Source organism: Brevundimonas sp. (assembly GCF_051860745.1).
GTDB lineage: Bacteria > Pseudomonadota > Alphaproteobacteria > Caulobacterales > Caulobacteraceae > Brevundimonas.
Window position 1 is genome coordinate 129212 of sequence record NZ_JBHYDN010000002.1, and the last position, 12486, is coordinate 141697.

Annotated in this window: 11 protein-coding genes; 2 read left to right on the forward strand and 9 right to left on the reverse strand. The window is 69.3% G+C overall.

Going from position 1 to position 12486, the window contains the following annotated elements:
* Positions 1-23: 23 nt before the first annotated feature.
* Complete coding sequence (locus ACTIEW_RS03070) at positions 24-2375, reverse strand: DNA translocase FtsK 4TM domain-containing protein (RefSeq protein WP_439476442.1); 2352 nt, start codon at positions 2373-2375, stop codon at positions 24-26.
* 134 nt (positions 2376-2509) lie between these two features.
* Between ACTIEW_RS03070 and ACTIEW_RS03075 the strand changes: the two genes are divergently transcribed.
* On the forward strand, positions 2510-3763 hold the full coding sequence (locus ACTIEW_RS03075) for a UbiH/UbiF/VisC/COQ6 family ubiquinone biosynthesis hydroxylase (protein WP_439476443.1): 1254 nt from the start codon (positions 2510-2512) through the stop codon (positions 3761-3763).
* A gap of 49 nt (positions 3764-3812) precedes the next feature.
* On the opposite strand, the gene ACTIEW_RS03080 is transcribed toward ACTIEW_RS03075, so the two are convergent.
* From ACTIEW_RS03080 to rpe, 5 genes are all read right to left on the reverse strand, one after another.
* Complete coding sequence (locus ACTIEW_RS03080) at positions 3813-4007, reverse strand: Trm112 family protein (protein WP_439476444.1); 195 nt, start codon at positions 4005-4007, stop codon at positions 3813-3815.
* A gap of 100 nt (positions 4008-4107) precedes the next feature.
* Entirely contained in the window at positions 4108-4767 is a 660-nt protein-coding gene (locus tag ACTIEW_RS03085) for an LON peptidase substrate-binding domain-containing protein (RefSeq protein WP_439476445.1), read from the reverse strand.
* Positions 4768-4776: 9 nt separating this feature from the next.
* Complete coding sequence (gene trxA / locus ACTIEW_RS03090) at positions 4777-5673, reverse strand: thioredoxin (RefSeq protein ID WP_439476446.1); 897 nt, start codon at positions 5671-5673, stop codon at positions 4777-4779.
* A 76-nt stretch (positions 5674-5749) separates the two neighbouring features.
* Positions 5750-7561 (reverse strand): heparinase II/III family protein, encoded by a 1812-nt coding sequence (locus ACTIEW_RS03095; protein WP_439476447.1) that lies wholly within the window; start codon positions 7559-7561, stop codon positions 5750-5752.
* Positions 7558-8217 carry a ribulose-phosphate 3-epimerase gene (gene rpe / locus ACTIEW_RS03100; protein ID WP_439476448.1) on the reverse strand — a complete coding sequence of 220 codons (660 nt, stop codon included), beginning with the start codon at positions 8215-8217 and terminating at the stop codon, positions 7558-7560. Before rpe ends, ACTIEW_RS03095 begins: the two co-directional genes overlap by 4 nt.
* Before the next feature lie 102 nt (positions 8218-8319).
* Here rpe and ACTIEW_RS03105 point away from each other — a divergent pair, with 102 nt between their 5' ends.
* A complete protein-coding gene (locus ACTIEW_RS03105; RefSeq protein WP_439476449.1) occupies positions 8320-8784 on the forward strand; it encodes an OsmC family protein in 465 nt (154 codons plus the stop codon).
* Here ACTIEW_RS03105 and ACTIEW_RS03110 read toward each other — a convergent pair.
* From ACTIEW_RS03110 to ACTIEW_RS03120, 3 genes are all read right to left on the reverse strand, one after another.
* On the reverse strand, positions 8781-9536 hold the full coding sequence (locus ACTIEW_RS03110; protein ID WP_439476450.1) for a dienelactone hydrolase family protein: 756 nt from the start codon (positions 9534-9536) through the stop codon (positions 8781-8783). The genes ACTIEW_RS03105 and ACTIEW_RS03110 overlap by 4 nt on opposite strands.
* 85 nt (positions 9537-9621) lie before the next feature.
* Positions 9622-11226: a bifunctional phosphoribosylaminoimidazolecarboxamide formyltransferase/IMP cyclohydrolase gene (purH, locus tag ACTIEW_RS03115; protein WP_439476451.1), complete on the reverse strand. Its 1605-nt coding sequence runs from the start codon at positions 11224-11226 to the stop codon at positions 9622-9624.
* Between the two features lie 186 nt (positions 11227-11412).
* Positions 11413-12309: a manganese catalase family protein gene (locus ACTIEW_RS03120; RefSeq protein WP_439476452.1), complete on the reverse strand. Its 897-nt coding sequence runs from the start codon at positions 12307-12309 to the stop codon at positions 11413-11415.
* Between the last annotated feature and the right edge of the window lie 177 nt (positions 12310-12486).

Sequence of the window (12486 nt, forward strand, 5' to 3'; positions counted from 1 at the left end):
CGGGCTCCGTGCGCCCCTCGCTCCTACATCGGCGGAGGGCCCGCGAGGATATCACGCTTGCCGGCGTGGTTGGCCGGGCTGACGACGCCTTCCTGCTCCATCTTCTCAATCAGCGAGGCAGCCCGGTTGTAGCCGATCTGCAGGCGGCGCTGGATGTAGCTGGTCGAGGCCTTGCGGTCGCGGGTGACCACGGCCACGGCGCGGTCATAGAGGTCGTCGCCCGAGCCGCCGCCGCCCTCGTCGTCGAAGGCCGCGTCGCCGTCACCGTCCGGATCGTCGGTGATCAGGTCCAGGTAGTCAGGCTCGCCCTGGCTGCGCAGGTGTTTGCAGACCTCGTCGACCTCCTGATCTGTCACGAACGGCCCGTGCAGGCGGGTGATGCGGCCGCCGCCGGCCATGTAGAGCATGTCGCCCTGACCCAGCAGCTGCTCGCCGCCCTGTTCGCCCAGGATGGTGCGGCTGTCGATCTTGGAGGTGACCTGGAAAGATATCCGGGTCGGGAAATTGGCCTTGATGGTGCCGGTGATAACGTCGACCGACGGCCGCTGGGTGGCCATGATCAGATGGATGCCGGCGGCGCGGGCCATCTGGGCCAGACGCTGCACCGCGCCTTCGACGTCCTTGCCGGCGACCAACATCAGGTCAGCCATCTCGTCCATGACGACGACGAGGAAGGGCAGGGGTTCGGGGCGTATTTTCTCGGACTCGTAGACGGGACGGCCCTGTTCGTCGAAGCCGGTCTGGACGGTCCGTTCGAAATGCTCGCCCTTGGCCACGGCTTCGCGGGCCCGCTCATTGTAGGAGGCGATATTGCGCACGCCGAGCTTGGACATCCGCCGATAGCGGTCCTCCATCTCGCGCACGGTCCATTTCAGGGCGACGACCGCCTTCTTGGGATCGGTGACGACCGGGGCCAGCAGGTGCGGGATACCGTCATAGACGCTGAGCTCCAGCATCTTGGGGTCGATCATGATGAAGCGGCACTCGGCCGGGCTGTGCCGGTAGAGGATCGACAGGATCATGGCGTTGACGCCGACCGACTTGCCCGAGCCGGTCGTGCCGGCGATCAGCAAGTGGGGCATGCGCGCCAGATCCGCGACATAGGGCTCGCCGCCGATGGTCTCGCCCAGCGCCAGCGGCAGCAGATGCGCCGGCTTGTCGTATTCGGTCGAGGCCAGCAGGTCGCGCAGATAGACGGTCTCGCGCTTCGCATTGGGCAGTTCGATGCCGATGGCGTTGCGGCCTGGCACGACCGAGATGCGGCAGGCGCGGGCCGACATGGAGCGGGCGATGTCGTCCGACAGGGCCACGACGCGGCCGTGTTTGACGCCCGGAGCGGGCACCAGTTCGTACAGGGTGACGACGGGGCCGGGCCGGATCTGGTCGATCACCCCGCGCACGCCGAATTCCTGCAGCACGCCTTCCAGCATCTTGGCGTTCTGCTTCAGGGCGTCCTCATCAACCGAGGCGACGCGCTTGGCCGGCTTGGTCAGCATTGACAGCGGCGGCAGGTCGAATCCGGTCGAAGGACGGGCGAAGTCGAACGCGGCCTGGCTGTCGTCGGCCTCGCGGCGCGGCTTCGGCGCCTTGGCGGCGGCGACTTTCGGCTCCGGCGCGCCCCGGACCGGGGCGGGCGCCTCCCATGGGGGCGAGGAATCCAGGACGTCCGGGCCGTCGTCGAGCTCGAGCACCGGCCGCGCGCGGGGCGGAGCCTTGGCCGCGACGCGACGGGACTTTGTCGGGGACGGCTCGGGCTGGCGGATGCCACGGGCCCAGGCGACGCCTTCGCCGAGGTCAGCAAATCTAAGGCCGACGGCGTAGCCGATGCCCCACAGGGCCAGCGGCAGGAACAGCAGCCCGGCGATGACGGGCGCGCCGGGCAGGCGCAGGCCGTCGCAGATCATGCGGATCAGGCCGACGATGGCGTCGCCCCACAGTCCACCCAGACCTGCGGCCAAAGGCCAGGCGGCTGGCGCGGCGAGGGCCGACAGCGCCGCCGACAGGGCCAGAACCCCGCCGGTCGCCGACAGGGCCTTGAGCGGCGTGGGCTTCAGTCTTTGCTGGATGGAGTCGCCGATGGCGGCCGCCAGGCCGAAGGCGATCAGCAGGACTGCGGCCGGCCAGGCCCCCAGTCCCAGGGACTGCATGAACAGGTCGGCGAACAGGGCGCCGTTCAGGCCCAGCCAGTTGGTCGGGGCGGCGCCCGAGGCGGCATTGAGGCTGGGATCAGCCGGATTCCACGAGATCAGCGCCACCAGCAGCAGGGCCGCGAGCAGGGCCTGGAGCACGCCCCGGAATTTCACCGTGATCGGCGCGCTCCACAGGATGCGGGCGCTGACCCAGGCGCGCTGGCCGATGGCGAGGGCGGCGGACATGCGGGCGGGAACTCCAGACGGGCGAGACAGTCCGCTGTTGTCGCCCGCGCAGGGTTAAGAGGCTGTTTACCAGCGGGCCGCGCCGCGACCTTCCGGCGCTGGACGGGCGGACGGTGAAGCGCGACAACCGTCCCATGAGCCAGACCGACCATTATGACGTCATCATCGCCGGCGCCGGCCTCGCCGGGGCGACCTTCGCCCTGGCGGCGGCGCAGGGCGGGCTGAAGGTCGTTCTGGTCGATCCCCAGCCCTTCGACGCCCAACTGGCGCCGAGCTTCGACGGGCGCTCGACGGCCATCGCGTTCGCCACCTTCCGGATGCTGGATGCGTTGGGCGTCGGCATGGCTCTGCGGCCCCACGCCTGCCGTATGGACCGGATTCTGGTGACCGACGGACGACGGCCCGGCGCGGCTTCCCGCCCGGCCTCGTCAGCCTTCCTGCGTTTCGACGCCGACGAGATCGGCGACCGGACCGACGGCGAACCGCTGGGCTATATGGTCGAGAACCGGCGCATCCGCGTGGCCCTGGCCGATGCGATCGCGGCGGCCGGGATCGAGGTGCGGGCGCCGGCGGCTGTGGCCGGAGTCGAGGCCGGCCCGGCCATGTCGCGGGTCACGCTGGCCGACGGGTCCGTGATCGAGGCGGCGCTGACCGTCGGCGCCGAGGGCCGCACATCCCCGGTTCGCAAGGCGGCCGGTATCGATACCGTCGGCTGGGGCTATGGCCAGAGCGGGGTGGTGGCGACCGTGTCTCTCGGGCGGGACCACGGCAATGTCGCCCATGAATATTTCCTGCCCTCGGGCCCCTTCGCCATCCTGCCGCTGACCGAACGCCGGGCCAGCCTGGTCTGGACGGAGTCGACGCGGCGGGGCGAGGCCTTGCGGGCCGCCTCGGACGAGGCCTTCCAGTCGCATCTGATGCGGCGTTTCGGCGACTTCCTCGAAGACGTCACGGTGATGGGACCACGCTTCGTCTATCCGCTGTCGCTGCAATTGGCCGAACAACTGACCGCGCCACGTACCGCCCTGATCGGCGACGCCGCCCATGCCGTGCATCCGGTCGCGGGCCAGGGCCTGAATATGGGTCTGAAGGACGCCGCCGCCCTCGCCGAGGTGCTGGTCGAGGCCCTGCGGCTGGGCGAGGACCTCGGCTCGGAGACGGTGCTGGACCGTTACGCCCGCTGGCGCCGGTTCGACAATGCGGCGCTGGCTGCCGGCTTCGACGGTTTCGTACGGCTGTTCTCCAACGATATCGCGCCAGTGCGTCTGGCCCGCACCCTCGGCATCGCCGCCGTCAACCGCATCGCTCCCCTGCGCCGTGCCTTCATGCACGAGGCCGGCGGCGCGACCGGCGACCTGCCTCGGTTGTTGAGGGGAGAAGCGGTTTAGCCCAAATTCCCGCTCATCCGGGCGAAAGCCGGGATGAGCGGAAGAATTATCAGTCCAGCGCCCGCGCCTCTTCCGGCAGCATGATCGGCACGCCGTCGCGGATCGGGAAGGCCAGTTTGGCGCCCTTGGACACGAGCTCCTGCCGCTCCCGGTCATAGGTCAGCCTGCCGCGCGTGATCGGGCAGACCAGCACCTCCAGCAGGCGGGGATCGACGGACGGCGGAGTGTGGAAGACGTCGGACATTCAGGAAGGTTATAGGGGCTAGGGGTTAGGTTCTAGGGGCGTTTGCAACGCCGCGCGCTCTCTTCCCTAAAACCTAATCCCTAAAACCTAGCCCCTCGATTCACTGCATTGATGGCGCCTCGCCGTCCCCGTCTCCGGCGGCGTCAATCGTGAGCAGGGCGGTGAGGACAGTGGAGCGGTCGGTCAGGCTGGCGGCTTCCAGCAGGGCCTGTTTCTCGGGCGGGTCGAAGGGCAGGGCCATGGACAGGCTGTTGATCAGGGCCTCGGGCGGAGCCGTCTCGGCCGTGTCCCAGTCGATGTCCAGGCCGCGCGTCTCCAGATAGGCGCGCAGGGCGTCCAGCAGGCCGTCGCGGTCCAGCCCGACATCGTCGACCGGCGGCGCGCTCAGATCGGCCTCGAACGGCGCGAAGTCGGCGCGGATCTGGCGATAGGGAGTCTGGGTCGGGATTTCGCTGCCCAGCCGGAAGCGGGCGCAGCCGGTCAGGGTGATCAGATAGCGGCCGTCCGAGGTCTCGGCGAAACTGGTGATCCGTCCCGCGCAGCCGATCGGCGACAGGCCGGGCAGGCGCTGTGGCCCGCCCTGCGGCTGAATCATGCCAATGATCCTGTCCCCGGCCATGGCGTCATCGATCATGTTCAGATAGCGCGGCTCGAAGATGTTCAGCGGCAGCTGGCCGCGCGGCAGCAGGATGGCGCCGGGCAGGGGAAAGACCGGGATCACTTGCGGCAGGTCGGCGGCTTTCACATACCCCTGCGCCACGCCCGTCTCCTATGCGAACAGGATGGAGGACAGGCGGCGACGCCCGTCCCGCGCCACGTCCGACCCGGCCCCGGCGGCCTCGAACACCACCAGCAACTGTTTGCGCGCGGCCTGTTCATTCCATTCACGGTCGGCGGCGACGATGGTCAGCAGGCTGTCGACCGCTCCCTTGAGGTCACCGGACGCGGCCTGGGCCAGCGACAGGTCATAGCGGGCCTGATGGTCATCGGGATCGGCGGCGACCTTCGCCTTCAGCTCGTCGTCCGCGCCCGCCGGAGCGGCCGACAACAGAGCCAGCTGGGCCCGGACCGACTGGACCGTTGCTTCCTTTGAGTCCTGGGGGGCCATGGCGATGGTCTGGCGCGCCTGATCGACGTCGCCGTCGGCCAGATAGACCCGCGCCATGCCGGCGATGGCCCGCTCATGGGCCGGCTCCAGCGTCAGCACCTGGGCGAAGGCCTGGGCCGCGCCGCCGAGGTCGTTGAGCGACAGGGATTCCTCGCCCAGCGACATCAGCTGTTCGATATCGGCGTTGGCGCTCTCTCCGCCCGTCAGCTTGTCGATGAAGGACCTGAGCTGGCTTTCAGGCAGGGCGCCCTGGAAGCGGTCGACCGGCTGGCCATTGACGAAGGCGTAGACGGTCGGAATCGACTGAACCTGCAACTGCTGGGCGTAGGCGGGGTCCTTGTCGATGTCGATCTTGACCAGTTTCACCGCCCCGCCGGCGGCGCGCACGGCCTTTTCGATCATCGGCGTCAGGGTCCGGCACGGCCCGCACCAGGGCGCCCAGAAATCGACCAGCACCGGCTGGGCCTTGGAGGCCTCGATGACATCGATCATGAAGCCGGCGTCAGAGCCGTCCTTGATCAGGTCGTCGGGCAGGGTGGTCGGGTCGGCGAAGCTCATCAATCGATCCTGTGTCCGAAAGTCGTAACGCGGCAAGCCTCAGATGGTCGCGGGCGGGCCCGGTCTCAAGGGGCCATCAGGATGGGTCGGTTCCAGCGCCGGCGGGGCTCAGCTTCCAGCGAATCTTGGTCTCGGAATCGGTCCGTGCCGAGCCGCGCACCACGATCTGCAGCGAACGGCGGGTCAGCCCCTCGTCGATATGGACCGAGGGTTCGATGGCCACGTCCGGCCCGTCGGTCCGGAACCACCAGCCCCGCCCCGAATGGCCGCGCAGCAGGATGGAGCGGCGATCGCGCGCCAGCGAGGCCTGGACTCCCGGCTCCAGCTGGAACCGCACGGCATAGGGGGCGGCGATGGCGCGGACGACCTCCTTGTGGCCCGGCGCGGGATGCAGCCGCTCCTCGGCCCGCAGTTCGTCCAGGCGCTGATCCAGATAGAGGCGGCGCTGATGCAGCAGGCCATAGTCGTGGACCCAGCCGTCATGCTCGACCTCCAGCCAGACGGCGCCCTCGCCGTCGCGCTGCTGGACGTCGACGTGCAGCGGCGGGCCGATCAGGCGGTGCCCCATCAGTTCGGCCTTCCAGCCGCCCAGGGGCTCGCCGGTCGAGCCTTCGCCAAGGGTCAGGGTCGAGTGGCCGGGCGGCAGACGCAGGCCCTGACGGTCGCCGGCGCGAGGCGTCCAGCCGCAGCCGGTGACCAGCCGGTCCTTGCCGCAGACGATCTCCAGAGCCATCGGCTGGGCGCAGGCCGCGCCGGACCAGGCCCCGCGAGCGGGCCCGGACACATCCGCGGCGATGGTCAGCAGGGGGCTGCGGATGCGGGCGATGCCGGCCACGATCCGGCTGTGCAGATCGGCGGCGGGCGCCTCGTCATGGGCGCGGGCGGCGGCGATCCGGGCCGGGGTCGACGGTCCTCCGCCCTGCATGGTGACCAGCCGGCCGTCGGGCAGGGTCAGCAGGCGCAGCGCGACGGTCAGCCGCTGGATGGCGGAGCGAACCGCCTCCGGGCTCGCCTCGGACAGCTGTGACAGGGCGTCGTCGAGGGTCAGCAGGTCGAGCAGCAGCTCCAGCCCCGCCTCCGGGCTGCGCGAAGCATGGCCGCCGTCGGCGCCGACCGTGCGCTCAAGGGCGCCGGGCAGGCGGCGCAAGGCGGCGCGACGCAGAGAGACGCCGGGCGATCCGGCCAGCACGCAGCCGGCTACAGCCGCGGCGGTCAGCCGCTCGGCGCTACCGGCCAGACCGCCCGGCGGGCGCAGCAGCTGCCGTCCCTGACGGCCCAGAACATCGGCCAGCTTCAGCCGCTCGACCTCGGTCGAGACCTGTCCCATCCGCCGCGCGGCGCAGGCGAGGTTGAGGGTCCGCCGCGCCAGAACGTCCGACCCCCAGGCGAAGGGCGACCAACGCGCGAACGCCGCACCCCAGGCCAGGGTCAGCCGCACGGCCTCGCGCGCGCCGCGCTCACCTTGCAGCATCAGCGACGGCAGCCAGCCGAAGGCGTGAAGTTCGGTGGCGAAGGCCCGGCTCGGGCTCGGGCGGTTCCAGGGATCCTCGGGCGCTGCAGCCTCAAGGCTGGCGCCGGCGAGGATGAACCGGCCGTCCACAATGCCCTTGCCCGGGGCCGGGTCGGCGGGCCGGAAGTCGCGGGGCGTGGCGGCGAAGCCCTGAACAGGGCGGGCCTTCAGCGTCAGGCTGTAGCCGGGCAGGCCGTACAGTTCGATCCACAGCTGGCGGGTCAGCATCCGGCCGACCACGGCCGGCCACAGGCCAGGACCCGTCGCGGCGCCCGTGGTCCTGACCGGCGTACGCATCGCCGCGCCGCGCAGGCCCGGGATTTCGCCGGGCGGCGGCGTGTCAGCCTCGGTTCGGGAAAAGCGACCGAGCGGGTTCACGCGGATTTCAGCGCCCGGATATTGGCGGCATAGGCCGTCGATCCCCCCCGGAACACGGCTGTGCCGGCCACAAGAGCGTCGGCGCCGGCGGCGACACAGGCCCCGGCGTTGGCGGCGGTGACCCCGCCGTCAACCTGCAAATGCGCCTTCGACCCGGCGGCGTCGAGCAGGGCGCGGGTCCGCTCGATCTTGCGCAGGGTGGTCCCGATGAAGGATTGGCCGCCGAAGCCCGGATTGACCGACATCAGCAGCACCAGATCGACGAGTTCAATGACGTCCTCGAGCACGCTGAGGGAGGTGCCGGGGTTTAGCACCACGCCCGCTTTGGCGCCGAGCTGGCGGATACGGCCGAGGGTGCGGTGCAGGTGCGGGCCGCTTTCGGGATGGACGGTCAGGATGTCGGCCCCGGCCTCGCGATAGGCCTCCAGCCACGGATCGACCGGCGCGACCATCAGGTGGACGTCAAACGGCAGGCGCGTGTGGGGCCTCAGCGCCTTCACCACATCGGGGCCGAGGGTGATGTTCGGCACGAAATGGCCGTCCATGACGTCGACATGGATCCAGTCCGCGCCGGCCGCCTCAAGGGCGGCGACCTCCTCGCCCAGACGGGCGAAGTCGCTGGCGAGGATGGACGGACAGATCAGGGGCGCGGCCATGGACCGGGGATAAGGCGGGTCGCGGGCGGGAGCAAGGCGCGCGCCGGGTTTCACGACCGTGGCGTGCTACACGGTTCGGTCATCACCCTCTGGAGAACTGTCATGAGCGAACATCTGGCCACCGTCGAATGGAGCCGCGGCGATCAGGATTTCACCGGCAATCGCTACTCCCGCGCCCACGACTGGCGTTTCGACGGCGGGGCGGTGGTGCGCGGATCGTCGGCGCCGTCCGCTCTCGTGCCGACGCCGCTGTCGGATCCGACAGCCGTCGATCCGGAGGAGGCGCTGGTGGCGGCCCTGAGCAGCTGCCACATGCTGTTTTTCCTCGCCTTTGCGGCCAAGGGCGGCTTTACCGTCGATTCCTATCGCGATGAGGCGGTCGGGATTCTGGGCCGGGACGAGCGGGGCAAGACCTCGATCACGACAGTCACATTGAGGCCCGCCGTCGTGTTCTCCGGCGCCCAGACGCCCGACGGCGTAGCCATCGACGATCTGCATCACCGGGCTCACAGCGCCTGTTACATCGCGAACTCGATCCGGGCGGAAGTCACGATCGAACCGCGCTAGACCGCCGGAGCGACGGCGACGTCGTTCAGCAGGGCGACGAAACGTCGCTCGGCCTCGGCGGCCAGTTCGGGGTGGTAGCGCATCGGGGCGGCGGCCATGGGCTCGTCGAAGGCGTGGCTGCCGTCGGCGATCCAGGTCTCGACCTCGCCCCCGCAGCGCCGGACCATGTCATGCACCTGTTCGGCGTTTCGAACGGAGGTCAGATGGTCGGTGCGCGAAATGACGGCCAGCGTCTTCGGGCAATGCGTCCACGGCCGCATCCTGTTGACCGCGCCGACGCCGACATAGGGATAGGCCAGCCAGGCGCCGACCACCCCGTTCAGAGACACTGCGCCGGGATCCACGACGCCGAGCATGCTGCGTCGGCGCGGCGAGCTCATCGCTTCCATGATGCCCCAGCCGCCGTGGCTCCAGCCCGCGAGAACGATCTTCGAAGGGTCGATGTCGGTCCGCCGCGAGACGCCGTACAGGGCCGCAAGCACATCCCCCGCCCTCTGCGAACCGTGCAGCAGGATGCCCGTGCAGACCATGGCCATGGCGAACTGACGGCTCCAGCCGCGCGGCGCATAGGAGTCGACGATGAAGGCCCGCCATCCCGCCGCCTCCGCCGCCGCCGCGTATTTCGGCAGATGGTCGCGCAGGCCCCCACAGCCGTGGAACAGGATCACCGCCGGGCGCGGGCGGTCATCATCCGGGCCGACGATGGTGACGGCAGGTTCGAGCATCGACCAGCGCTGGGAGAGGGTTTGCATACTTCACCTTAGCTGTTGGCGACGGCAGAACCAGCTGATCACGCTCAAGCAGCGCGCGACCGCGCGAGCGGTAGCGTCCCCAACATCAGTGACGGAAAACCCGAACCCCGGTGAAGGCCATTGCCACTCCAGCCTCGTCCGCCGCGGCGATGACCTCGTCGTCGCGGATCGAGCCGCCGGGCTGGATCACCGCCGTGGCTCCGGCCGCGACCGCTTCCAGCAGGCCGTCGGCGAAGGGGAAGAAGGCTTCGGAGGCGCAGGCGGACCCCTGGGCCAGAGAGTGCGCCAGCCCCTTGGCCTCGCCGGCCTCGCGGGCGCGGATGGCGGCGATGCGGGCCGAGTCGCGACGATTCATCTGGCCGGCGCCGATGCCGGCGGTCTGGCCGTCCTTCGCATAGACGATGGCGTTCGACTTGACGTGTTTGGCCACAGTGAAGGCGAACAACATGTCCTCGATCTCCTGCGGCGTCGGCTGACGACGGGTGACGATCTTGAGGTCGGCGGGCGCGATGCGGCTACGGTCGCGCGACTGGACCAGGAAGCCGCCGGCCACCGAGCGGAACACCTCGCCCGCCGCCAGCGGGTCGGGCAGGCCGTCGGTCAGCAGCAGGCGCAGGTTCTTCTTGGCGGCGAAGATGGCCCTGGCCTCGTCGTCGGCGCCGGGAGCGATGACCACCTCTGTGAAGATGTCGGTGATCAGCCTCGCGTCGGCGGCGGTCAGAGTCCGGTTGACGGCGATGACCCCGCCGAAGGCCGAGACGGCGTCGCATTCCAGCGCCCGGGAGTAGGCGGCGGCCAGGTCGTTTCCGACCGCCACGCCGCAGGGGTTGGCGTGTTTGACGATGACGCAGGCGGGCCCTTCGAACTCGGCGACCAGCTCATAGGCGGCGTCGGCGTCGGCGATGTTGTTGTAGCCCAGTTCCTTGCCTTGCAGCTGGCGCGCATTGGCCACGCCCGGGCGGGCGGCGTCGGTGCGGTAGAAGGCGCCGGTCTGGTGCGGATTCTCGCCGTAACGCAGGGTCTGGGCCAGCGAGCCGGCAATGGATTTGCGCGCCGGGGCGGCGTCGCCGACCTGCCCGGCGAACCAGGCCGAGACGGCGGCGTCATAGGCGGCGGTCCGCGCGAAGGCGCGGGCTGCGAGACGTTTGCGCAGTTCGAGGCGCGTCGCGCCCTCGGCCTTTAGGGCATTAAGGATCAGGCCGACGGACTCACCGTCCACCGCCACCGCCACATAGCCGTGGTTTTTTGAGCCGGACCGGATCATGGCCGGGCCGCCGATGTCGATGTTCTCAACCGCGGCGTCGAAACCGGCCCCCGAGGCGACGGTGGATTCGAACGGATAGAGGTCGACCCAGACGATATCGATCGGTCCGATGCCGTGGGCCGTCATGGCTTCCGCGTGATCGGCCGCGTCGCGCACGCCCAGCAGGCCGCCGTGGACCACGGGGTGCAGGGTCTTGACCCGGCCGTCCATCATCTCGGGGAAGCCGGTCAGATCGGCGACGTCCTTCACCGGCAGGCCGAAGCCGGCGATGGCGGCGCGGGTGCCGCCGGTCGAGACCAGCTCAACCCCGAGGCCGTGCAGGGTGCGGGCGGCGTTCTCCAGCCCGGTCTTGTCGGACAGGGAGATCAGGGCGCGTTTCGGCGCCACGCGGTCCGGCGCGGGGGGAAAGTCGGGAGCGGCGGGCATGGCGGCGTCCGTATCTGGCGTGGGGGTCGGGGAGACGCGCGCCCTCTAGCATCCCAAGCGCCGCGATAGAACCGTCCCGCTCAGATCAGATCCTCGAACCAGATCCTGACAGCCCCGGAACGGCCAGCGACGTTCCGGGGCTTTGGCGCGCATTCCCTCTGATTCAAGCGGCCGGTACGGTCCCGCTCACTTCATCGGCGTCGTGGACCCGGCTCCCGGACCCGCCCCCAGATCAGCGCCGGTGACCGGGTTGCTGGCCGGGTCAGAAGCCAGCCGCTCCGCCATGGCGCTGATGGTTTTCTTCTGCGCCGCACTCAGCTTGACGCTGGCCGATCCGTCGCCGCCATCAACCGCCATCTGGTCTTCCTGCGTGTCGACGAAATCCCACTGCTCACCCTCGTTCCAGGGGCCGCGTGCGTCTCCCTCGCCCTGGGACAGATTGTAGTATTTGTCGGCGAAGGCAGGATCCGCGGGGATTTTGCCCGGCGGGAAATTGGGCTCGATCGAGTACAGGGCTTTTTCAAACGACTTCTGGTGGGCGACTTCCCGCGTCATCAGGAAGCCAAGCGCTTCCTTGATGCCCGGATCGTCGGTGACGTTGATCAGCCGCTCGTAGACGATCTTGGCCCGCGACTCCGCCGCGATGTTGGAGCGCAGGTCGCACGCCGGGTCGCCGATCGAATCGATATAAGCGGCGGTCCACGGTACGCCAGCGGAGTTCACGAGAGCCGGTCCGCCACCGTACAGGATCGAGGTCGTGTGGCTTTCGCCCTGGTTGTTGAGCGACATGTAGAGCTCGGCCTCGCTTTTTGACGCCTCCGCCAGTTCGCCCTTGGCGCCGCGGTTCAGCATCGCGACGATCGAGCCGATGACCTCCAGATGGCTCAACTCCTCGGTCGCGATGTCGATGAGCAGGTCCTTGCGGCCGGGATCCTCTTCCGCGAGCGCCTGGGTGAAGTAGCGCATCGCGGCGGCCAGTTCGCCCTGTGGGCCGCCGAACTGTTCCAGCAGAAGCGTCGCCAGCCCCGGGTTTGGTTCCGCCACGCGAACGGTATACATCAAACGCTTGTTGTGCATGAACATGTCAAAAATCCTGACCAATGAACCTATGGCGTCACAAGCTTTTTGCTGCCTGTTAGGTTCCTGTGATCAGTTTCCGACACACGATGTCGCCCTTGTATTCCAACCTCTACAGTAATGGCGTAACCGGAAGCGTCAGCGTGAACTGAGCGACGGTCAGGAGGAGGTTCACCCAAGCCT